General features: G+C 33.3%; 22 protein-coding genes. 20 read left to right on the plus strand and 2 right to left on the minus strand.

Going from position 1 to position 22,035, the window contains the following annotated elements; genetic code table 11:
* Positions 1-24: 24 nt before the first annotated feature.
* Entirely contained in the window at positions 25-885 is an 861-nt protein-coding gene (locus tag RR554_RS08400; RefSeq protein ID WP_332467822.1) for a homocysteine S-methyltransferase family protein, read from the plus strand.
* Positions 886-1,014: 129 nt separating this feature from the next.
* Here the strand turns inward: RR554_RS08400 and RR554_RS08405 are convergent, their stop codons facing one another.
* Entirely contained in the window at positions 1,015-1,353 is a 339-nt protein-coding gene (locus RR554_RS08405; protein ID WP_332463814.1) for a zinc ribbon domain-containing protein YjdM, read from the minus strand.
* A 301-nt stretch (positions 1,354-1,654) separates the two neighbouring features.
* Between RR554_RS08405 and mltG the strand changes: the two genes are divergently transcribed.
* The 7 genes from mltG to RR554_RS08440 all read left to right on the plus strand — a co-directional run bounded on the left by mltG (position 1,655) and on the right by RR554_RS08440 (position 7,194).
* On the plus strand, positions 1,655-2,860 hold the full coding sequence (gene mltG / locus RR554_RS08410; RefSeq protein ID WP_443081245.1) for an endolytic transglycosylase MltG: 1,206 nt from the start codon (positions 1,655-1,657) through the stop codon (positions 2,858-2,860).
* A 173-nt stretch (positions 2,861-3,033) separates the two neighbouring features.
* The gene (gene greA, locus RR554_RS08415) at positions 3,034-3,507 is read left to right on the plus strand and encodes a transcription elongation factor GreA (protein ID WP_332463840.1); all 474 of its coding nucleotides are present in this window, start codon (positions 3,034-3,036) and stop codon (positions 3,505-3,507) included.
* A 195-nt stretch (positions 3,508-3,702) separates the two neighbouring features.
* On the plus strand, positions 3,703-4,434 hold the full coding sequence (gene liaF, locus RR554_RS08420; RefSeq protein WP_332463816.1) for a cell wall-active antibiotics response protein LiaF: 732 nt from the start codon (positions 3,703-3,705) through the stop codon (positions 4,432-4,434).
* Positions 4,431-5,510, plus strand: coding sequence for a sensor histidine kinase (locus RR554_RS08425; RefSeq protein ID WP_332463817.1), 1,080 nt, complete (start codon positions 4,431-4,433; stop codon positions 5,508-5,510). The genes liaF and RR554_RS08425 overlap by 4 nt, the downstream gene beginning before the upstream one ends.
* The gene (locus tag RR554_RS08430) at positions 5,503-6,135 is read left to right on the plus strand and encodes a response regulator transcription factor (protein WP_332463818.1); all 633 of its coding nucleotides are present in this window, start codon (positions 5,503-5,505) and stop codon (positions 6,133-6,135) included. The genes RR554_RS08425 and RR554_RS08430 overlap by 8 nt, the downstream gene beginning before the upstream one ends.
* A 29-nt stretch (positions 6,136-6,164) precedes the next feature.
* Positions 6,165-6,830, plus strand: coding sequence for a potassium channel family protein (locus RR554_RS08435; protein ID WP_332463819.1), 666 nt, complete (start codon positions 6,165-6,167; stop codon positions 6,828-6,830).
* Between the two features lie 76 nt (positions 6,831-6,906).
* Positions 6,907-7,194 (plus strand): HesB/YadR/YfhF family protein, encoded by a 288-nt coding sequence (locus tag RR554_RS08440; RefSeq protein ID WP_332463820.1) that lies wholly within the window; start codon positions 6,907-6,909, stop codon positions 7,192-7,194.
* Between the two features lie 156 nt (positions 7,195-7,350).
* On the opposite strand, the gene RR554_RS08445 is transcribed toward RR554_RS08440, so the two are convergent.
* Positions 7,351-8,154 (minus strand): DUF1189 domain-containing protein, encoded by an 804-nt coding sequence (locus RR554_RS08445; protein WP_332463821.1) that lies wholly within the window; start codon positions 8,152-8,154, stop codon positions 7,351-7,353.
* A gap of 186 nt (positions 8,155-8,340) precedes the next feature.
* Between RR554_RS08445 and RR554_RS08450 the strand changes: the two genes are divergently transcribed.
* The 12 genes from RR554_RS08450 (at position 8,341) to galE (ending at position 22,027) form a co-directional block, all read left to right on the plus strand.
* A complete protein-coding gene (locus tag RR554_RS08450; RefSeq protein WP_332463822.1) occupies positions 8,341-8,949 on the plus strand; it encodes a superoxide dismutase in 609 nt (202 codons plus the stop codon).
* A 180-nt stretch (positions 8,950-9,129) separates the two neighbouring features.
* Positions 9,130-9,435, plus strand: a complete 306-nt coding sequence (locus RR554_RS08455) for a DUF1507 family protein (protein ID WP_332463823.1) — start codon at positions 9,130-9,132, stop codon at positions 9,433-9,435.
* 4 nt (positions 9,436-9,439) lie between these two features.
* Entirely contained in the window at positions 9,440-10,672 is a 1,233-nt protein-coding gene (locus RR554_RS08460; protein ID WP_332463824.1) for an FtsW/RodA/SpoVE family cell cycle protein, read from the plus strand.
* A 17-nt stretch (positions 10,673-10,689) separates the two neighbouring features.
* Positions 10,690-14,115 carry a pyruvate carboxylase gene (locus RR554_RS08465; protein ID WP_332467823.1) on the plus strand — a complete coding sequence of 1,142 codons (3,426 nt, stop codon included), beginning with the start codon at positions 10,690-10,692 and terminating at the stop codon, positions 14,113-14,115.
* 26 nt (positions 14,116-14,141) lie between these two features.
* Positions 14,142-15,281, plus strand: coding sequence for a CAP-associated domain-containing protein (locus tag RR554_RS08470; protein WP_332467824.1), 1,140 nt, complete (start codon positions 14,142-14,144; stop codon positions 15,279-15,281).
* 2 nt (positions 15,282-15,283) lie between these two features.
* On the plus strand, positions 15,284-15,712 hold the full coding sequence (locus RR554_RS08475; protein ID WP_332463827.1) for a YlbF family regulator: 429 nt from the start codon (positions 15,284-15,286) through the stop codon (positions 15,710-15,712).
* The gene (locus tag RR554_RS08480; RefSeq protein WP_332463828.1) at positions 15,702-16,055 is read left to right on the plus strand and encodes a YlbG family protein; all 354 of its coding nucleotides are present in this window, start codon (positions 15,702-15,704) and stop codon (positions 16,053-16,055) included. The genes RR554_RS08475 and RR554_RS08480 overlap by 11 nt, the downstream gene beginning before the upstream one ends.
* 398 nt (positions 16,056-16,453) lie before the next feature.
* Complete coding sequence (glmS, locus tag RR554_RS08485; protein WP_332467825.1) at positions 16,454-18,262, plus strand: glutamine--fructose-6-phosphate transaminase (isomerizing); 1,809 nt, start codon at positions 16,454-16,456, stop codon at positions 18,260-18,262.
* Between the two features lie 70 nt (positions 18,263-18,332).
* The gene (locus RR554_RS12130) at positions 18,333-18,464 is read left to right on the plus strand and encodes an RAxF-45 family protein (protein WP_443081330.1); all 132 of its coding nucleotides are present in this window, start codon (positions 18,333-18,335) and stop codon (positions 18,462-18,464) included.
* Positions 18,465-18,551: 87 nt separating this feature from the next.
* Complete coding sequence (gene abc-f, locus RR554_RS08490; protein WP_332467826.1) at positions 18,552-20,120, plus strand: ribosomal protection-like ABC-F family protein; 1,569 nt, start codon at positions 18,552-18,554, stop codon at positions 20,118-20,120.
* Between the two features lie 70 nt (positions 20,121-20,190).
* Complete coding sequence (locus RR554_RS08495) at positions 20,191-20,901, plus strand: glucosamine-6-phosphate deaminase (RefSeq protein ID WP_332463831.1); 711 nt, start codon at positions 20,191-20,193, stop codon at positions 20,899-20,901.
* Positions 20,902-21,043: 142 nt separating this feature from the next.
* Positions 21,044-22,027, plus strand: coding sequence for a UDP-glucose 4-epimerase GalE (gene galE, locus RR554_RS08500; RefSeq protein WP_332463832.1), 984 nt, complete (start codon positions 21,044-21,046; stop codon positions 22,025-22,027).
* Positions 22,028-22,035: the final 8 nt, after the last annotated feature.

Here is a 22,035-nt window from a genome sequence, read left to right on the forward strand (position 1 = left end):
ACAAATTTAATAGGAGATTAAAAGATGAAAGAGATAATGGCTTGTTTAGAAAATGAAATCTTAGTTTTTGATGGCGCGATGGGAACGATGTTACAAAAGCATAATTTACCAATTATGGACATCCAGTCAGAGCGATTTAATCAAAGTCATCCAGAAATTGTTTCTTTAATTCACCGCTCTTATGTGGAGGCGGGATCAGATATCCTAACAACTAACACCTTTCAGTCCAATTCAAATAAGTTAGATTCTAAGGAGTTGCCAAGCGTTATTAAGCAAGCGGTGAAGTTAGCTAGAAGTGCGAACCCTCGTTTTGTAGCTTATGATATGGGTCCTATTGGAAAAATGATGCCGCCACAAGGTGATCTTACTTTTGAAGAAGCTTATGAACTTTTTAAGGAGCAAGCAATTCTTGCTGAAGAGGCAGGAGTTGATTTAGTGATTATCGAAACCATGTGGGATTTAAGAGAAGCAAAAGCTGCTATTTTGGCTGTGAAAGAACATACTGAATTACCTGTATTTGTTACGATGACGTTTCAAAAAAATGGTAGGACCTTAGTTGGCACAGACGCATTAACTGCTGCATTAGCACTTCAAGAGTATGGGGCAGATGCTATTGGTGTGAATTGTTCTTTTGGGCCAGTTGAATTATTACCAGTCGTTCAAACAATGATTAACCATGGAACAGTGCCAATTATTGTTCAAGCCAATGCGGGATTACCTGAAATAATTGATAACAAAAGTGTCTATAGGATGACTGTTGAAGAGTACAAACAAGCTGTTAATCAACTACTTGATTTAGGTGTTAAAGTTGTGGGGGGCTGTTGTGGCACAACCCCTGAGTTTATTCAAGCTATTTGTCAAAGTATTGAAGGAAAAGGTAGATAATCTCAAAAGGATAGTTTAAGCTCATGATTGACGTTTGTTTCGATATGCTATATATTAGTCACTGACTGATCTGGGTAGATAAAGACAGATTTGAGACAAATAAAAAAGCAATATGATAAACATATTACTTTATAGTTTTTTGACAAATTCTGATTTTAATTTCATTGGGCCAAAGCCATCGATTTTACAATCAATATTATGATCGCTATCAACAAGTCTAATGTTTTTAACTTTAGTACCTTGTTTGATTGGGTTGCTGGCACCTTTGACTTTTAAGTCTTTGATGACTGTCACGCTGTCGCCATCAGCTAATAAATTACCGTTTGAATCTTTAACAACTAAACCAGTACTTTCTTCTGAAGCTTCGTTTTGTGACCATTCATGGGCACATTCTGGACAGACGAATAATCCTCGGTCTTCGTAAGTGTAGCTAGAGTTACAATTTGGGCAACTTGGTAATGAGTTCATTTGTTGTCTCCTTTTTTAACATTATAGTAACAACAATTGTACCTTACCTTTTTTAAAAAAGGAAGTTTATCTTAAAAAAGAAAGTTATTTATAGTAATATTGTAACGAAAGACAGTTAATTATTTAATATTGTCATAAAAGTTACTAAAACATATTTGGATTTTTTTAAGAATCATGTATAATGATAGAAGCAATTTTAAAATAAAAAGCTAAGGAGGACACCTTTTTGACAGATAGAGATGATGAATTTAACCAAAAAGATAAAAGTCCTGAATCAGGTAAAGAGTTTAAGGAATATGTTTTGAATTCACTTCGGGATGAACCTAACAATGAAAAAGAGGAACCTACTAAAACTGATCGTAATGAAGAAGTAGTAGGTAGACGAAATAGACGACAATCAGATGAAAAATTTAATAATAGAAAAAAAGAAAATAATATGGTTAGAAAGATCGTTATGATTATTTCTTTTGTGTTGATTGCAACAATAGTTGTAGCTGGTTTTTCTTTTTATAACTTCTTTAAATCAAGCTTAAAACCCTTGAATCCATCAGATAAAAAACTCGTTCAAATAGAAGTTCCAATTGGTAGCTCAAGTAAAGAAATTGGTCAAGTATTAGAAAAGAGCAAAGTAATTAAGAGTGGTTTAGTATTTTCTTATTTTGTGAAAATGAATAATATTTCAGATTTCCAAGCTGGTTTTTATCAAATGGCACCAAGCATGACTTTAGAAGAGATTACTAAAAACTTGCAGTCTGGAGGCACAGATGAGCCAGAAGCTTTAGCAGACGCTAAAATTACTATTCCAGAAGGTTATTCAATTGACCAAATTGCCAAGTTATTTGGTGAGAAAACAAGTGTTAAAGAACAAGACTTTTTAGATTTGATGAAGAATGAGAAGTTTTTCAATAAGATGGCAGGCAAATACCCTGAACTTTTAACAAGTGCTAAACAAGCAAAAGACGTAAGATATCGTTTAGAAGGTTATTTATATCCTGCAACGTACAATTATTATAAAGATAATTCATTGGAAGATTTGGTTGAACAAATGATAGTTAAAACCAATCAAGTCATGACACCTCATTATGAAACAATTGAAAAGAAAAAACTGACAGTACAACAAGTGTTAACAATTGCTTCTCTTGTTGAAAAAGAAGGGTCATCAATTGAAGATCGTAAAAAAATTGCGCAAGTATTCTTTAACCGTATAGATACTGATATGCCACTTCAATCTGATATTTCAATTTTATACGCAATGGAAGAGCATAAAGTTCATCTATCTAATAAAGATACGCAATATGATTCACCATATAACCTATATATCAATAAAGGCACAGGCCCCGGACCATTTAATAATCCAAGTGAAGAGGCTATTACAGCGGTAATGTCGCCTGAACCAAATGATTATATTTACTTTTTAGCAGATGTTTCAACTGGAAAAGTTTATTATGCTAAAACGTATGAAGAACATTTGAAATTGAAAAAAGAGTATATTGATGATAAAAAATAAAGTCAAACAGAATTTGAAAAGTGAAAATTAAAATATTATTTTTGATGTTTACTTTTTAAGCCTAACGTGGTAATCTGTTTGTTATATTGAGAGTGAAAAGCTTTTCCGATACATTTCGGGGAAGCTATTCATTTGTCAAATATCTTAAAATCGTTTTAAGGAGACGTGAGTCGATTATGGAAAAAGTTTATCCGATGACTTTAGAAGGTAAAGAAAAATTAGAACAAGAACTTGAAGAATTAAAAACAGTAAAACGTAAAGAAATTGTTGAGCGTATAAAAATAGCTCGTAGCTTTGGTGATTTATCAGAGAACTCTGAGTACGAATCAGCAAAAGATGAGCAAGCTTTTGTAGAAGGAAGAATCACAACATTAGAAAACATGATTCGTTTTGCACAAATCATTGATAATAATAATGTATCAAAAGATGAAGTATCAATTGGTCGTACAGTTAAATTTATCGAGTTACCAGATGGTGATGAAGAAGAATACACTATTGTAGGTAGTGCAGAAGCAGATCCGTTTTCTGGTAAAATTTCCAATGATTCTCCAATTGCTAAAGCGTTGATTGGTAGAAAACTAAAAGAAGTGGTAACAATTAGTACACCTGGTGGAGATATGGATGTAAGAATTGAAAAAATTTCATAAAATTTTTGGTGAGTATTTTTTCTCCAACGAGTTGAAATAATTGTAAATTGAGAAAAGATTGAGACAAGTGTCCCAGTCTTTTTCTTTATTTCTAGGTCTAAAGTCTTAGAGACTTTTCGTTCTTTTGTGGTTTTTACAAGCCTTAAAAAATAGATATACTATAATTAAATATTGTACAGAAAAGGAGTAGAGATGATGCAAAGCTCATGGCGTTTTTTTATAGTGACTGAGTCATTACTATTTGTATGGGCACTTTATCAGTTGATAGAGAATATCCCCATTTTTTTATTTTTAGTTTTTGCAATAATTAATTTTATTTACTCAGTTAAAAAAGTCCATAAAACATCGTTTAACCATTTTCAAAAAATTTCGAGCTTAGTTGTTATGCTCTTATGTTTCTTGAGTAGTCCAGCTATTTGGTTAATGGTTGTTTTAGCTATTTTGTTTGTTGGGCTTAAAGGAGTTGAAGTATCAGGGATTGATTTGTTCTCCAATGCTCCTTGGCGCAAAAAACAAATCAAAATGATTAAAACAATTGCCAGTGAACCAAAATCAGGCAAACGATTTAAACGTCCGTGGATTGGTAATCAGCGATTTGGAAATGACACCTATGAATGGAATGATATCAATATGTCCATTGTCTACGGTGACACAATTATTGATTTAGGGAATACGTTGTTACCTAAAGAAGATAATGTTGTGATTGTTAGAAAAGGGTTTGGAAAAACAAGAATTCTTGTTCCAACGGGAATTGGTGTTATGTTGGAGCATTCTGCCATGATAGGTGAAGCTTTATTTGAAGATGAACATTATCGCTTGAAGAATGAATCAATAAAAGTTTATAGCAATGAATATGACCAATCCGTTAGAAAATTAAAAATTGTTACAAACACACTGCTAGGTGATCTAGAGGTGATAAGAGTATGATATCAAAAATGGGGCGCCCCTTGATTTTCTTTTATACTTTTTTATTAACCTTCATGGTGTTGATTTTAACCTTATATAGTTATTTTTTTGCGAAAAATCAAAAAAAATGGATGTTAGAACTAATTCACACACGAATGTTTAAACTACCTATCATTATCTATATCATCATTATTGCCCTAGCGGTTAGTGGGATTGTGATTGTTATTCTATATATTTCAAATCGAAAAGCCTATGGGAAAATTGAAGAACGACTTCAATTACTCGCAACGGGTAATTATGAGCATTCTATGTTATCTGAGTCTCTTTTAACTGATATAGATGATGTTTTTGTGACTGAACTGGATAAAGATATTTTAGCGATTCGAAATAAGCTTGTGTTAATGTCAAAAGAGTTGCAGGACTTAAACAGTCATCCTAAATTAGTAGAGGGTGAGTCAAAAGAGGAATTAATTAAAGAAGAACGTCACCGAATAGCTAGAGAGCTTCATGATTCTGTTAGCCAACAGTTATTTGCTGCAACTATGATGCTTTCAGCGCTTAATGAAGGTGTTTCTGATTTAGATGTTCCAGAGGTAGTTGAGAAGCAAATTCAAATGATTACTAATATTATTAATACGTCTCAATCTGAAATGCGTGCCTTGCTGCTTCATTTAAGACCTATTAACCTTGAAGCAAAAAGCTTGAAACAAGGGATTGAAATGTTGCTTAAAGAGTTACAAACTAAAATTAACATTGAACTTATTTGGAATGTTGAAGATGTTAAATTGCCTAGTTCAATTGAAGATAATTTATTTAGAATTGTTCAAGAGCTGTTATCAAACACCTTGAGACATGCTAAAGCAAAATCATTAGAAGTTTATTTGAAAAAAATGGATAAAACTGTTTTACTTAGAGTAGTAGATGACGGTCAAGGGTTTGATATGAGTAATCAAAAAGTAGGCAGTTATGGATTAAATAATATTAAAGAACGGGTTGCTGGCATGGGAGGAACTTGTCGAATTGTCAGTTTTGTTGGACAAGGAACAAGTATCGAAATAAAGGTCCCTGTATTAGAGGAGAGTGAAATTAGTGATTAAAGTACTTTTAGTTGATGATCATGAAATGGTTAGACTAGGTGTGTCTTCTTATTTAATGATTCAACCAGACATCGAAGTTATTGGAGAAGCTGAAAATGGCTTAGAAGGTCACGAGAAGGCTTTAGATTTGAGGCCAGATGTTATTTTAATGGATTTAGTGATGGATGTGATGGACGGAATAGAGTCAACCAAAAAAATTCTATCTGATTGGCCAGAAGCAAGAATTATTATTGTAACAAGTTTTATTGATGATGAGAAAGTTTATCCTGCCATTGAAGCAGGTGCTGCTGGTTATTTATTAAAGACATCATCAGCTAAAGATATTGCTAATGCTATTCGCTCAGCTCATCAAGGTGAGAAAGTCTTAGAACCAGAAGTAACAAGTAAAATGATGGAGCGCTTGTCAAAACCTAAAAAGCATATTTTACATGAAGATTTAACGAATCGTGAAAAGGAAATCTTATTACTTATTTCTGAAGGAAAGAGTAATCAAGAAATTGCGGATGAATTATTTATTACACTTAAAACAGTAAAAACTCATGTTTCTAATATTTTATCTAAATTAGATGTTGAGGATAGAACGCAAGCTGCCATTTACGCGTTTAAAAATGGTATTGTTAAATAAAATTAGTTTTTAGTTAGGAGAGAAGTCGTATGCGAAAATCATTCGCAATTATTGGATTAGGTAGATTCGGAGGAAGTGTTTGCCGAGAATTAATCAAATCGGATCAAGAAGTGTTAGCGATTGATAGTTGTGAGGATCGAGTAAATGAGTATATGAACGTCGCAACACATGCTGTTGTTGCTAACGCTCAAGATGAGGCTACTTTGCGTTCTTTAGGTCTTAGAAACTTTGACCATGTGATTGTGGCCATTGGTGAGGATATTCAAGCAAGTATCTTGGTAACTCTTATGGCAAAAGAGATGGGCGTTCCTAGAATCACCGCAAAAGCTCAAAATGAGTACCATGCGCGAGTTCTTGATAAAGTTGGAGCCGATACGGTTGTCCATCCTGAAAGGGACATGGGCATTAGATTAGGCCATAAATTAACTTCTAACAATATGCTTGATTTTATTGAGCTTTCTGAGGATTATTCTTTAGCAGAAGTTATTGTAACAAATAAGAAGTTTTATAACCGAACAATTGAAGAGTTAAATTTCAGACAAAATTTTAATTTAACAATTGTAGCCATTCGTCGAGGTAAGAAAGAGTTGATTGTGTCTCCACCAGCTAATCAAATGATAGATGAAAATGATATTCTTTTAGTTGTAGGTCATAATGATAATGTGGATTATTTTGATGATAAGATGAACCGTTAAGCAATGAGCAAAAAACTCATTGCTTTTTTTTTATTGTGTTACAATACTTGTGAAATGTAAGAGTGGAGGGAATCAAATGGAATTAGAAATAACACCAGAAGCCATTGATTGGTTTAAAAAAGAATTACTATTAAGCGAAGGTGCGAGTGTTCGTATTTATGGAAAATATGGCGGAGCGACCAATGTTCATGTGGGATTCTCTACTGGAATTGAAGTGACAAGTGCTAATCAACCTATGTTAGAAAAAAGAATAGATGGTATTACCTTCTTTACAGAAGAAGGAGATGAATGGTTCTTTGCAGATTACAAATTAGAGATTGCAATGGATGAGCAAATTAATGAACCTAAATATACTTATTTGTAAAAAAATAAAATAATTTTTTTTTGGATTTTAATTTTTTTTAAAAGAAAAAATCCTTTAGAAACATTGATAAATCTATAATAAAAAAATGATAACAAAAAAAACCGCTATTCCGTTTTGGAATAGCGGTTTTTAAAATAAATTAAAAATGTCTATTAACTATTTTTTTCTTATTTTAGGTTTTGGAAAAATATTAAAATAAAGTAACAAGGTTAGTGCAAGTCCAATCGAACCAATTGGCAAGGTTGGCCATACAAACTGTACAATAGTAGTTAAAAGAGTAGGTATGGTAGCACAATAAATTAAAATTTTGAAAACTTCTCCAAATCTTAAGTTTATTAATCTTGTTCTAACAAAGATATTAGCAAAGAAAGTCATAATAATCATATCAAATAAAAAGCTTAGGAAAATCATTCCTACTGAAATAATTAAAACGAAGAAGAAAAGAATTAAACCTTGTGAATCCCCAGCTAGCATCGTTTCTAAAAAGTTTTTACTTAATATACTAGATTGAGATGCTGAGTAAGGTAAGGTTAATGTATTACTATCAAGCATATCTGCTGTAGAACCAGAAGTAGGTAAAACAACAACGGCTTCATTTTTTAGTAAGGCAATGGTCATCGTGCCTCCCATGGCGTCAGCTTCCACATCTTTTTTACTTCTTTTGCCATCAGGATCAAAAGTAAAAATCATTGAATTGGTTTGATAGATAAAACCAGAGTCTTTCTTATCTGTTGTTAGCTTATCGTCTTTTATAGAAAACTCAGGTAACTTTTGAACGATTTTATCTCCATCTTGTTTAATTGAATTTAAGATATCCATGCTTTGAAAAACAATTGGTAAACTTAAAATGATGGATAATAGAATCATATATAGGAATACGTGAAACCCTTTTTTCTTTCTAGCTTCTATAAGTAGACTAGGTTGTTTAAAAGTTGCTTTTATTAAATTAAATGTACTCATAAAGGTCCCCTTTTCATTATTCAATCCACATTATTGTAACGTTTTTGCAGAGTGGAAACAAGTTTTTGAAGGATTTGTTTTTTTTAGGTTCAATTTTTTGTTTTTATTTTAGGTTAATGGTATATTGAATTTGTTGAATCAGCCGATTAAGGCTAGATCGATTTAAATATTAGGAGGCTTTTTATAATGACATACACATTACCAGAATTACCATACGCATACGATGCACTAGAACCACATATTGATGAATTGACAATGAAATTACATCATGACAAACATCATAACACTTACGTAACAAACTTAAACGCAGCGATTGAAAAACATCCTGAATTAGGATCAAAATCAATTGAAGAGTTAGTTACTAACTTAAATGATGTACCAGAAGATATTCGCATGGCAGTTAGAAATAATGGTGGTGGACATGCCAACCATACATTCTTCTGGGAAATTATGGGACCTAATGGTGGTGGCGAACCAACAGGCGCAATTAAAGGTGCTATTGAAAGTGCTTTTGGTAGCTACGAAGATTTCAAAACAGCTTTCCAAGCAGCTGCAGTTGGTCGTTTTGGCTCAGGTTGGGCATGGTTAGTTGATAATGATGGAAAATTAGAAATTATGTCAACACCAAATCAAGATTCTCCATTAACTGAAGGAAAAACACCTTTATTAGGAATTGACGTATGGGAACATGCTTACTATAAAAAATATAGTAACGTTCGTCCTGACTATATTAAAGCGTTCTACAATGTTATTAATTGGGATGAAGTGAACAAACGTTACGCAGCAATTAAATAGATTAAAACAAAAAGCAAAAGAATTTATTTCTTTTGCTTTTTTTATTGTTAGTTTTCTTTACAATTATAGCGTAAATAGACTATTATAGATAAAAGCAAATAATCTTTTTAAATCCGTTTATTTATGCGAATTTTAAAAGAATCTATATGTTATAATAAGCAAATGATAAGGAGGGCTATCATGGTTTTAGAAATAGTTAAAGAAGAAGCTTTTGAAGCACTTAATCAAGAAGCCTTGAAAATAAAACAATTAATCACAAATCAAAGGAATTATCAGTGCATTACGCAATGTAAAGCATTTGAAGAAGTTGTTGATACACAAATGTATGGATTCTCAAAACAAATTGAATATGCACAAAAAATTGGTGTCTTAACGAAAGAAGAAGGCAGTAAACTAATTGTAGAATTAGAAAAAGAACTAAATCAGGTGTACGGAACTGTCTATGATGAGCAAAAAAAGAAAGATTTAAGTAGTGAGAGGAAGTGATTTTTTGCCCAAGCATGTTGATAAACGCCTGTATTTAGATTACAGCATTTTAGTGCCGTATCTTATTTTATCTGTTGTGGGTATTATCATGGTGTATAGTGCTAGCTCTGCAAAATTGGCTCAGTTAGGAAAAAATCCTGGCACAGATGCCGTTAAGCAAGCTGCTTTTTTTGTGATTGGCATTATCGCTATTGTTTTTATCTATAAAATGAAGACAAAATTATTTCAAAGTAAAAATTTCATTATGATTGCAATTGGCATCATCAGTTTGATGCTAATCTTAACTAAATTTACGAATTTAGGTAAATCTGGTGGTGGAGCAGATGGTTGGTTAAGTATCGGTGGTATTACGATTCAGCCAGCTGAGTTTTTAAAAATCGTGATTATCTGGTATTTAGCGTATATATTATCCAGACGTCAAAATATGATTAACAAAAATTTTAAAGAAGCTGCACTAAAACCGCTTATTTTAATAGGTGTGCTAATTTTTCTAGTGGTTATCCAACCAGATAATGGTGGAGCCGTTATTTTAGCCATGATTGCGTCAATTATGGTCTTAGCAAGTGGAGTTAACTATTTTTATACAGGTTTAGCAATGGGAACAGGAGTTGTTGGTTCGTTTTTAGCGATCCAACTTATCTCGATTACTGGAGGCTTTATTTTCCCTGATCGATTTAAATACGTGTTTAATCGCTTTAGAACATTTTCTAATCCGTTTATAGATCCACTTGGTGATGGTCATCAGATGGTTAATTCATACTACGCCATGAGTAATGGTGGTTGGTTTGGGTTAGGAATAGGAAATAGTATTCAGAAAAAAGGATTTTTACCTGAAGCGCAAACAGATTTTATGTTTTCGATTGTGATTGAAGAACTGGGCTTAATTGTTGCGATTGTCCTATTGGCTATTCTATTGTTTTTAATTTTAAGAATCTTAATGATTGGCATAAAATCTAAAAATACCTTTAATTCTATGATGTGTATTGGGATTGGTGGCATGATTTTAATTCAAACATTTATTAATATAGGTGGTATAACAGGAATTATCCCGTTAACTGGGGTAACTTTCCCATTTTTAAGTCAAGGTGGTTCGAGTTTGATTACTTTATCAATTGCGATTGGATTTGCCTTGAATATTAGTGCTGATGAAAAGAAAAATCAATATATTAAACGAAATGAACAACTTGTTGTTGAATACACAAGGGAGCAAACAAGAATGCTTGAACATCACAAATAAGCTTGGAGGGATAAGTTATGAAGAAAGTTTTAGTAGCTAATAGAGGGGAAATTGCTATCAGAGTATTTCGAGCGTGTACAGAGCTTGATATACCGACAGTAGCAATCTATGCAACAGAAGATGAACGTTCCATTCATCGATTTAAAGCAGATGAAGCTTATTTGGTGGGAAAAGGTAAAAAGGCAACAGATGCCTATTTAGATATTGAGGACATTATTCGTATCGCAAAAGAATCGGGTGCCGACACGATTCATCCGGGATACGGATTTTTGTCAGAAAACTTACAATTTGCGATACGCTGTGAGGAAGAAGGCATCACGTTTGTTGGTCCAAGCCTTCATCATTTGGATATATTTGGTGATAAAATTAAAGCCAAAGAAGCAGCGATTTCTGCAGGTGTTGCGTCTATTCCAGGAACAGATGGCCCGGTAGAATCAGTTGATGGTGTATTGGATTTTGCTAAGGAATTTGGTTATCCTATCATGATTAAAGCCGCTCTTGGTGGTGGCGGACGTGGCATGCGTGTTGCTCGAAATGAAGAAGAAGCTAGAGATGGGTTTGAACGAGCAAAAAGTGAAGCGAAAGCTGCGTTTGGTAATGATGATGTCTATGTTGAGAAATACATTGCTAACCCAAAACATATTGAAGTTCAAATTTTAGGAGATACTCATGGGAATGTTATTCATTTATTTGAAAGAGATTGTTCAGTTCAAAGACGCCACCAAAAAGTTGTAGAAGTGGCACCATCTGTTTCAATGTCTGAGAGTCAACGTGAGGAAATATGCCAATCAGCTGTCAAATTAATGACTCATGTTGGGTACATTAATGCAGGGACAGTTGAGTTTTTAGTTGAAGGGGACAATTTTTATTTTATTGAAGTTAATCCTCGTGTACAAGTGGAGCATACAATTACTGAGCTGATTACAGATGTTGATATCGTAATGTCTCAATTAGAAATTGCGATGGGGAAAGATTTACACAAAGAAATTGGTATTCCAACACAAGATAAATTAAGCATTCATGGTTTTGCTATTCAATGTCGAATCACAACAGAAGACCCGTTAAATAATTTTATGCCGGACACAGGTAAAATAGATACATATCGTTCTCCAGGTGGGTATGGCATTCGTTTAGACTTAGGAAATGCATTCGCGGGAGCTGTTGTGACCCCATTTTTTGATTCGCTATTAGTTAAAGTGTGTACGCATGCAATAACATTTGAGCAGACGATTGAAAAGATGCGTCGAGCGTTAAAAGAGTTTCGAATTCGTGGTGTGAAAACGAACATTCCGTTTCTAGCCAATGTTATTAATCACCCGACTTTTAAATCAGGAGAAGCGATTACGACCTTTATTGACGAATCACCTGAGTTATTTGAATTTCCAAGAGTCAGAGACCGTGGCAATAAAACAATGAAATACATTGGTGAAGTAACGGTAAATGGTTTTCCTGGAATTGAACAGACAGAAAAGAGATATCATCGTGAGGCTCGCATTCCTGAAGCTTTTATTGAAAAGACTAAAAAGAAAACAGCTAAAAATATATTAGATGAATCTGGTGCTGACGCTGTTGTGGAATGGATTAAAAATAAAGAGGAAGTTCTCTTAACAGATACAACATTTAGAGACGCTCATCAAAGTTTGTTAGCCACCCGCGTTAGAACAACGGATTTAAAACGAATTGCAAAATTAACAGATGAAGGTATGCCGGAGATGTTCTCAAGTGAGATGTGGGGAGGAGCAACTTTTGATGTTGCTTACCGATTCTTAAATGAAGATCCTTGGGTTCGTTTACGTAAATTAAGAAAATTAATGCCAAATACATTATTCCAAATGTTATTTAGAGGATCTAATGCCGTTGGGTATCAAAACTATCCTGACAATGTGTTAAAGGAATTTATTGAGTTATCTGCTAGAGAAGGCATAGATGTCTTCAGAATTTTTGATAGTTTAAATTGGTTACCTCAAATGGAAAAAAGTATTCAGTATGTTCGTGAGACAGGTAAAATAGCTGAAGCGGCTATTTGCTATACAGGAGACGTTTTAGACCCTAGTCGTTCAAAATACAATATTAATTATTATAAAGCGATGGCTAAAGACCTTGAAAATATGGGTGCTCATATTATTGGTATTAAAGACATGGCAGGACTTCTTAAGCCGCAAGCTGCCTATCATTTGATTTCTGAATTGAAAGCAACTGTGGATGTTCCTATCCATCTACATACACATGATACAGCAGGTAATGGAATTATTACTTATTCAGCCGCAACAAAAGCCGGCGTTGATATTGTGGATGTGGCAATGAGTGCAATGAGTAGTGCAACAAGTCAACCAAGTATGAGTAGTTTGTATTATGCTTTAGTTAATGGTGAGAGAACACCTGATGTGAATATTGAGAATGTACAACAAATTAACCATTATTGGGAAGATGTTAGAAAGTTTTATGCGCCATTTGAAAATGGAATTAGTGCGCCACAAACAGAAGTTTACTCTCATGAAATGCCAGGTGGACAATATTCAAATCTTCAACAACAAGCAAAAGCAGTTGGCTTAGATGAACGTTGGGAAGAAATAAAAGAAATGTATACTCAGGTTAATATGTTATTTGGTGATATCATTAAAGTGACACCTTCTTCGAAAGTTGTAGGAGATATGGCATTGTTTATGGTTCAAAATAATGTAACTTCTGATGATATTTATCAAAGAGGAAGAGAATTAAATTATCCTGAATCAGTGATAAGTTTCTTCCAAGGTGATTTAGGACAGCCAACAGGCGGATTCCCGAAAGAGCTTAAAGATATTATCTTAAATGGTCGTTCATCAATTGAAGTTAGACCAGGTAGTTTGGCTAAATCAGTTGATTTTGAACAAGTAAAAATAGAATTAAAAGAGTTGATTGGTTTTGAACCAAGTCAAAAAGATGTGATAAGCTATATTATGTATCCACAAGTTTTCTTAGATTACTGCAAAATGCATGATAATTTTGGTGATGTAGAATTACTTGATACATTAACGTTCTTCCAAGGAATGCGTGTGGGTGAAACCATAGAAGTTCGAATTGAAAAAGGAAAAACATTGATTATTACCTTAGATGAAATTGGTAACCCTGATTTAGAAGGAAATCGCGTCTTATTCTTTAACTTAAATGGGCAACGTCGTGAGATTGTTGTGAAAGACCAAAATGTTAAATCACAAGTTATTATGAAAGAAAAAATTGAACCAACTAATAAAGCCCATGTTGGTGCAACCATGTCAGGCTCTGTTTTGGATGTTTTAGTTCAACCAGGAGATCAAGTTCAAAAAGGACAAGCTCTCTTGGTAACAGAAGCGATGAAGATGGAAACGACGATTTATTCAAAACGAGACGGTATTGTTAAACGCGTTCTTGTAGTGAGTGGAGAGGCGATTCAATCTGAGGATTTATTAATTGAATTAACGATTTAGTCGGTAAGGATGGAGGAAGAGAAGGTTTGAAACGATTTATTGAATTTTTTGTCTGCTTATTTATCGTGTTGAGTGTTGTTTATCTGAAACCTGTTATCTCTTCTCACAACCAACCTAAGCAAAAAAATGATTTATCAGTGGAAAAAGTAAAAATTTCTCATAAATCAGTTCCATATTATGAGTTAAATACAACAGGCATGGCCAATTTTATTGGGAAAACAGAAACAGAATTCTTAAAGGAACATCCAAATCCTAAGAAAAAGTGGAAGTCTTATTATAAAACTGAGTGGCTTGTTTATGGTGATTCACTTAATGATTATTACCAAGTTGAAATGAAAAATCATGTGGTATCTAGTATTTTTGTCATAGGAAGTGAGCTAGATTCGACTCCATTTGCAATGGACATGAATTTAGTGGATTTGGCAGAAATTACAACGATTTTTTCAAATTTTAATTTTGAATATGGTGACGAAAAATATGAAGTAGAACTCACAGAAGATGACATGAATTATCGTCCTTTAGTGGCTTTTAATAATGGAACTTTTGCTGTGCTTCATATCAATCAAGGTAACGGAAAATTGATGGCTATCAGATACTTAGATAAGCATACGCTTTTAAGTATTATGCCTTATCAAATGGACCAAGAAAATAAGGTACAACAATCTTTAGCAACAAATGTTCCTAATTGGGAACAAGTTAACTTTGATAATCAACAGCAACTATCAACGATTCTAAACTTGCTTCGAGAAAAAGAAAATAAAAAAAGCTATCAAGCTGATAGCGAGCTTGAAGTAGGCGCAAAAAATGCCTTACGTAAACTGAAAGAAAAACCTGAAACTTTTATAGATGAGCCAGATCGATTAGAGAGTTTTAAATCAACTACAGATAATCAATTTAATTCAGCACCGTTTATTCTAAATAAAAAAGAGATGTCTAAAATCTTAAAGAGTGTTGATTTAACAAATAAAGAGACGCATGGTATTTTTTATGGACCTGTCATTGACGTGCCTTTTATGATGACTAACTGGTATGGTAGCCGTTTTTATCATGAGGAGTTGACGCATAAAAAGGATACGACGATTGGTTTAACTTTTGAAAAGCAATCAGTAATGACCTTTTTTGGTAGAGAAGAAGAAAAGAAAAAAACGGTTGAAAGTAGTGAGTGATAGTGATTTATAATGATGATGTATTAGAAATCGAAAATCTAGTAGATGACTTATCTGAAAAACTACTAGATAGTCAATTGGTATCGATTTATGTTGATTCATATGCTGAGTTGAATCATAATGAAGAAGTGGGAGAAATAGTCACTCATTTTTTATCTCGGAAAGAAGCCTTTGAAAGAATTGAGGCATATGGAGATTATGCACCTGATTATAAAGAGAAAAGACGAGACGTTAGGAAAGCTAAAAGACGTCTTGATACAAATGAGATGGTTGCTGAATTTAAATATAATGAGACGTCACTTCAAAATATGCTAGATTATGTCACCTTTGATTTAGCAAGTAGTATTTCAAAAGATATTAAGGTAGATGCAGGAAATCCATTTTTTGAGTTTGCAAAAAGAGGATGTGGAGGTAGTTGTCATGTTAGTTAACGAATCTGAAAACAATACATTAGAGTTAGTTCCAAGAAGGGGATTAATTGTCTGGGTATATAGTTTAAAACAATTGAAAAATTTACGTCGTTTTGGTTATGTTCACTATGTCTCTAAAAAAATGAAATATGTGGTTTTATATGTAGACGATATTGATGTTGAAACAACGGTTGAAAAAATAAGTAAACAGTTTTTTGTTCGTAGTGTTGAAATGTCAATGCGCCCCGATATAAATATGAATTTTGATAATCGATTAGGCAATAAAGAGATTATTGAAGGCGAACCGTTAGAGTTTGAAGAACAAAAAACTGAAATTCGATTGGCAGAATTTGTTGAAGAATAAAATAAATGAAGTAAAACCATTAGACATGAAAGAATCATTTGTGTCTAATGGTTTTTTTTAGACCAATTTAATAAAGTATATTTTACCTTATCTATACCAATTCGGCGGATTAATTACTTTTTTATTGAAATTAATTGACTATCGGTTGAATTAAAAGTAAGATAATCTTGTTTCTGTTAAAAGTCTGAAGAGAGGGATAGTGTACCAATTTAGAAGGAAAAGCGCCAGACCTGCTTAGACAGGTGACGAGGAAAGAACTTATCGAAATTATTCGGCGGATGGTTCTAGGAGCTGCATTCTATAAATTAATCATAAAAAAAGGTAGTGATATCTTTGACAGAGGGTTAATTACGCAGAGCAGAAACAATCGAAAACTAGAATGAAAGTTGGAAATTAGCATGTGTGGAATTGTCGGAGTAGTAGGAAGTAAAAATGCCAAAAATATATTATTAAATGGTTTACATAAATTAGAATACAGAGGATATGATTCTGCTGGAATTATGATCAGTAGTGAAGAAGGAATGTACGTTACAAAAACGGCAGGACGTGTGGCTGAATTAGAAGCCTTAGTGTCAGATAGAGAAGATAACGGAACAGGAATCGGACATACAAGATGGGCAACTCACGGAGAACCAACAGAAAATAATGCCCATCCTCATTTATCAAAAAGTGGTCGTTATGGCTTGGTTCATAATGGCGTTATTGAAAACTTTGAATGGTTAAGAGAAACATATCTTTCTGATGTTAAATTAAATGGAGATACTGACAGTGAAATTATTGTTGAAGTAGTTGATTATTTTTCTAAACAAGGTCTATCAACATTAGCTGCTTTTACAAAAATGCTTCAAGAAGTGAAAGGTTCTTATGCTTTAGCGTTGATTGATGTAACAGATGACAGCAAAATTTACTTAGCAAAAAATAAAAGTCCGTTACTAGTTGGTTTAGCAGATGGCTATAATTTAGTTGGTAGTGACGCTATGGCGATGATTAATGAAACAGACCGTTTTGTTGAAATTATGGACGGTGAAAAAATTGTTTTAACTGCTAATGAGATGGTCATTTTAAATCAAGACAATCAAGAAATAACTCGTGATTTTTATGTGGCTGAAATTGATGCCAATGACACAGAAAAAGGATTGTATCCTCATTACATGTTAAAAGAAATTGACGAACAACCAGCTGTCATGAGAACGCTTGTCCAAGAGTATGTGACACCAAATGGAGAAAGTACGATTGATTCAGAGATTATCGAAGAAATGGCCAAAAGTGACCGAATCTATATTGTTGGTTGTGGGACAAGTTGGCATGCAGGATTAGTCGGCCAAAAAATGATTGAAAAACTGACAAATATTCCAGTTGAGGTGCATTTAGCCAGTGAGATGGGCTATGATATGCCAATTCTTTCTAAGAACCCATTCTTCATCTTTTTAACGCAAAGTGGTGAAACAGCAGATAGTCGTCAAGTGTTAGTGAAAATTAATGAATTAAACTTGCCAACATTAACTATCACAAATGTGAAGGGTTCTACTTTATCACGTGAGGCAACTTATACATTATTATTACATGCAGGTCCAGAGATTGCTGTTGCATCTACAAAAGCTTATACGTCACAAATAACAGTAATGTTGTTTTTAGCAAAAGCTTTAGGTGAAAAATTAGGTCAACAAGAAGCAAAAGAATTAGATGTGGTACATGAACTAGGAATTGTTGCATCTGCAATGGAATCTCTTGTTGCTGATAAAGATCATTATGCTGCATTAAGCGAAAAATTCTTACTTGATTCAAGAAATGCATTCTATATTGGTCGTGGTTTAGACTATGCGGTTTCTTTAGAAGGTGCTTTGAAATTAAAAGAGATTTCATATATTCAAGCAGAAGGATTTGCAGCAGGTGAGTTAAAACACGGAACAATTGCTTTGATCGAAGATGGTACACCGGTTGTGGCCCTTATTTCTAATGAAGAAATGGGAAGCCATACTCGAGGTAATATTAAAGAAGTTGAGTCACGTGGAGCTAAAACGCTAGTGGTTGCACTAGAAGGATTAGAAAAAGAAACTGATGATATTGTTTTACCACATGTTCATCAATTGGTGACACCATTAGTTACTGTCATTCCATTGCAACTTCTTGCTTATTACGCAAGCTTACAACGCGATTTAGACGTTGATAAACCAAGAAACTTAGCTAAAAGTGTGACAGTTGAGTAAACTTTAATTTAAATAAAAAGTATGATATACTATGAAGAATTAAGAAAGGGGTGAACACTCAATGGTTAGCATGGACAATTTATATAACAAAAGAGAACTAAAATTCTTGTATCTTTGTCGTGCAATTATTTCCGTAATTTCACTAAATTGGATAAGTGTGTCTAAATTTAATGAAAATAATATGAAAACGACCATTCAGTGATAAACTCTAAAGAAATTTTATATAACAAGGTCGTGGATATTTCTGCGACCTTTTTTGTTTATCCTCGAATGGAGAAAAGAGGATATAATGTTACAATTAAATCAAGTAAATAAAACAATGTTTGGGAAAAAATTATTAGAAGATGTGAGTATTCAAATCAATGATGGAGAAAAAATGGCTCTAATTGGTGATAATGGAGCTGGTAAATCGACCCTTTTAAAAATGATAACAGGGGATGAAACAATTGATTCTGGCAGTGTGTCTATTTCAAAAGATCAAAAAATCAGTTACTTAGAACAGCAAAGCCTAGTTAAAACAAGTGAAACAGTTTTTGATTTTATTTATAATGGCCAAAAGGAAATTAAAGAATTGTTTGTCAAAATGACGTCACTTGAAACGGACATGATGACGGCTTCAAGTGATATGTTAGAAAAATTAATGACCCAATATGGTTTGTTGCAAGAAAAATTTCTTGAAAAAGATGGTTATTCTGTTGAGGAGTCAATCAAGAGTATTGCAACAGGTTTAAAAATTAGTCATCTTTTAGATCAATCAATTGGTGATTTAAGTGGTGGGGAGCAAACATTAGCAAAACTAGCCAGATGCTTGCTTGAAAATAATGATATTCTATTATTAGATGAGCCAACCAATCATTTAGATAGCGTTGGTTTAAACTGGTTAGAAAATCATTTGAGACACAGTAAACAAACGGTTATTATTGTTTCCCATGACCGTTACTTTTTGGATCAAGTAGTGACATCAGTTTTATTCATTAATCAAAGAAAAATAGCTCGTTATAAAGGAAATTATACTGCTTACAAAAAGCAGCGAGAACAAGAAATATTAGAACAACAAAAGAATTTTCTACTGCAACAAAAAGAGATTAAACAAGTCGAGGATGCTATTCGTAGGTTCAGGCATTGGGGAGCTATTAGTGATGATGAAAAGCACTTTAAAAAGGCGAAGCGACTTGAAAATCAATTAGAGACAATGGAAAAAATTGATCAACCTAAGAAAGCTAAAAGAATATCTGAAAAACAAGGCTTTTTAGAAGAAAAACGTTCTGGAAAAGAAGTCTTGAAAGTAGAAAACGTTTCTAAAACGTATGATGGTGTAGAAATATTTTCAGATGTCTCTTTTAGTGTTTGGTGGCAAGAGCGATTGGCTATTCTTGGAGACAATGGTTCGGGAAAATCAACCTTATTAAAGTGTGTGCTAGGAAAAGAAGTGGCAGATTCTGGGAAGATAACAATGGGACCAAGTGTTAAAATAGGATATCTATCGCAAGTAATCACTTATGAAAGACCAAAACAAACGGTTCTAGAGTATTTTAGAAATGATGTAGATGAGATGGAAGAAGACGCAAGAAGAATTTTATCTTATTTTTATTTCAATCAAGACAATGTATTTAAACAAGTTGGTAATCTAAGTGGTGGTGAAAAAGTTCGCTTGGAGTTAGCTTGCTTGATGAATCAACCAATTAATTGCCTGATATTAGATGAACCAACGAATCATTTGGATATTTTAACAAGAGAATGGCTCGAAGAACAATTAGAGATGTTCAAAGGAACGCTAATAATGATTAGTCATGACCGCTATTTTGTTGAAAAATTAAGTACAAAACACTATCAACTCAAAAATAATCGAAAAAAGTAATTTGGAACACTTGTGTTTAAATAAATCAGGCGTTATAATTGGACTATACCAAAATTTCGGAGGCGTAGCTATGAAAATTATAAAAGTAAAAGACAACGTTGAGGGTGGAAGAAAAGCATTTGAAATCATTAAAGACGAAATGGTTGCAGGAAACGTGAAAACATTAGGACTGGCAACAGGAAGTACTCCTGAAACGTTATATAATGAATTAGTAGCAAGTGATTTAGATTTTTCAACATTAAATTCAGTGAATTTAGATGAATATGTTGGATTGAAATCAGAAGATGATCAAAGTTATCATTATTTTATGAAAAAACATTTGTTTAATGAGAAACCATTTAAAAATAATTATTTACCAGATGGCATGGCAGCAGATGGTAAAAAAGAATGTGCTCGTTACGATCAAATTATTGCGGATAACCCAATTGATATTCAAATTTTAGGAATTGGGGAAAATGGTCATATTGGTTTTAATGAACCTAATTCTCCATTTGAAGGAACAACATCAGAAGTTGAGTTGACTGAATCAACAATTAAAGCGAATAGCCGAAATTTTGAAAAACAAGAGGATGTTCCAACACACGCATATTCAATGGGGATTAAATCAATTTTACAAGCGAAAAAAATTATTTTATTAGCTTATGGCCCTAAAAAAGCAGAAGCTATTTTAAATACAATTGAAGGCCCAATTACTGAAAATGTACCCGCAAGTGCGCTTCAAAAGCATGATAATGTGATTGTTATTGTGGATGAAAAAGCAGCTGAAAGTTTAACAAAATAAGAATTTTATTTAGTTGAGACAGGCATTAAGCGTCTGTCTCTTTTTTTATTATTAAGCTTTCTAGTCATATCAGTTGTTTTAGTGTAAAATAGAAAAGAACGTCACAAAGTTACGTTATAGTTTTAAAGGAGGATTTATTTTTATGACAATAGCAGTATTAGGTGGAGCCGGCTATATAGGATCTCATACCGTACAAGCATTAATTGAAAAAGGCGAAGATGTAATCGTAATTGATAATCTTTTGACAGGACATAAAGAAGCCATCCACGAAAAAGCCAGATTTTATGAAGGAGATATTCGTGATAAAGAATTTATGTTAAAAGTATTCACAAAAGAAGATATATCAAGTGTGGTTCATTTTGCTGCAAGTTCTTTAGTAGGTGAATCAGTAGAAAATCCTTTGAAATATTTTAATAATAATGTGTTTGGTACGCAAATTACATTAGAGGTAATGAAGGAAACAGGTGTTAAACAAATTGTCTTTTCTTCATCAGCGGCAACTTACGGAGAACCCACTGAAATGCCAATTCTTGAAACAACGCCCACTAATCCTAAAAACCCATATGGTGAAAGCAAATTAATTATGGAAAAAATGATGCGTTGGTGTGATGATGCTTATGGCATTAAGTTTGTTGCGCTTCGTTATTTTAATGTGGCAGGAGCTAGTTTAGATGCTTCTATTGGTGAAGATCATGATCCTGAAACTCATTTAGTGCCAATTATTTTACAAACTGCACTTGGTCAAAGAGAACAAATCTCGGTTTTTGGTGACGATTATAACACGCCTGATGGAACCTGTATCAGAGATTATGTTCATGTGGTTGATTTAAGTGACGCACATATTTTAGCTATTGACTATTTAACTAAGGGCAATGAAAGTAATATTTTTAATTTAGGCAGTAACAAAGGTTTTTCTGTGAAAGAAATGATTGATCAAGCTCGTCTTGTAACAAAAAAAGATATTCCTTCAGTAGTTGCTAAAAGACGTGCTGGTGATCCAGGGACTTTAGTTGCATCACCACAAAAAGCAGAGAACATCTTAAATTGGAAACCCAAATATACAGATATTGAAACGATTTTTAAAACTGCTTGGGAATGGCATGTTAATCACCCAAATGGTTATTAATATTGAGG

Origin of the sequence: Vagococcus sp. (genome assembly GCF_036639995.1) — a bacterium.
Taxonomy (GTDB): Bacteria; Bacillota; Bacilli; order Lactobacillales; family Vagococcaceae; genus Vagococcus.

Bases quoted from the DNA above. Each gene is read 5' to 3' on its own strand.
- RR554_RS08400 (WP_332467822.1), top strand. From the start codon at position 25: ATGAAAGAGATAATGGCTTGTTTAGAAAATGAAATCTTAGTTTTTGAT.
- RR554_RS08405 (WP_332463814.1), bottom strand. From the start codon at position 1,353: ATGAACTCATTACCAAGTTGCCCAAATTGTAACTCTAGCTACACTTAC.
- liaF (WP_332463816.1), top strand. From the start codon at position 3,703: ATGCAAAGCTCATGGCGTTTTTTTATAGTGACTGAGTCATTACTATTT.
- RR554_RS08425 (WP_332463817.1), top strand. From the start codon at position 4,431: ATGATATCAAAAATGGGGCGCCCCTTGATTTTCTTTTATACTTTTTTA.
- RR554_RS08435 (WP_332463819.1), top strand. From the start codon at position 6,165: ATGCGAAAATCATTCGCAATTATTGGATTAGGTAGATTCGGAGGAAGT.
- RR554_RS08440 (WP_332463820.1), top strand. From the start codon at position 6,907: ATGGAATTAGAAATAACACCAGAAGCCATTGATTGGTTTAAAAAAGAA.
- RR554_RS08445 (WP_332463821.1), bottom strand. From the start codon at position 8,154: ATGAGTACATTTAATTTAATAAAAGCAACTTTTAAACAACCTAGTCTA.
- RR554_RS08450 (WP_332463822.1), top strand. From the start codon at position 8,341: ATGACATACACATTACCAGAATTACCATACGCATACGATGCACTAGAA.
- RR554_RS08455 (WP_332463823.1), top strand. From the start codon at position 9,130: ATGGTTTTAGAAATAGTTAAAGAAGAAGCTTTTGAAGCACTTAATCAA.
- RR554_RS08465 (WP_332467823.1), top strand. From the start codon at position 10,690: ATGAAGAAAGTTTTAGTAGCTAATAGAGGGGAAATTGCTATCAGAGTA.
- RR554_RS08480 (WP_332463828.1), top strand. From the start codon at position 15,702: ATGTTAGTTAACGAATCTGAAAACAATACATTAGAGTTAGTTCCAAGA.
- glmS (WP_332467825.1), top strand. From the start codon at position 16,454: ATGTGTGGAATTGTCGGAGTAGTAGGAAGTAAAAATGCCAAAAATATA.
- RR554_RS12130 (WP_443081330.1), top strand. From the start codon at position 18,333: ATGGACAATTTATATAACAAAAGAGAACTAAAATTCTTGTATCTTTGT.
- abc-f (WP_332467826.1), top strand. From the start codon at position 18,552: ATGTTACAATTAAATCAAGTAAATAAAACAATGTTTGGGAAAAAATTA.
- RR554_RS08495 (WP_332463831.1), top strand. From the start codon at position 20,191: ATGAAAATTATAAAAGTAAAAGACAACGTTGAGGGTGGAAGAAAAGCA.
- galE (WP_332463832.1), top strand. From the start codon at position 21,044: ATGACAATAGCAGTATTAGGTGGAGCCGGCTATATAGGATCTCATACC.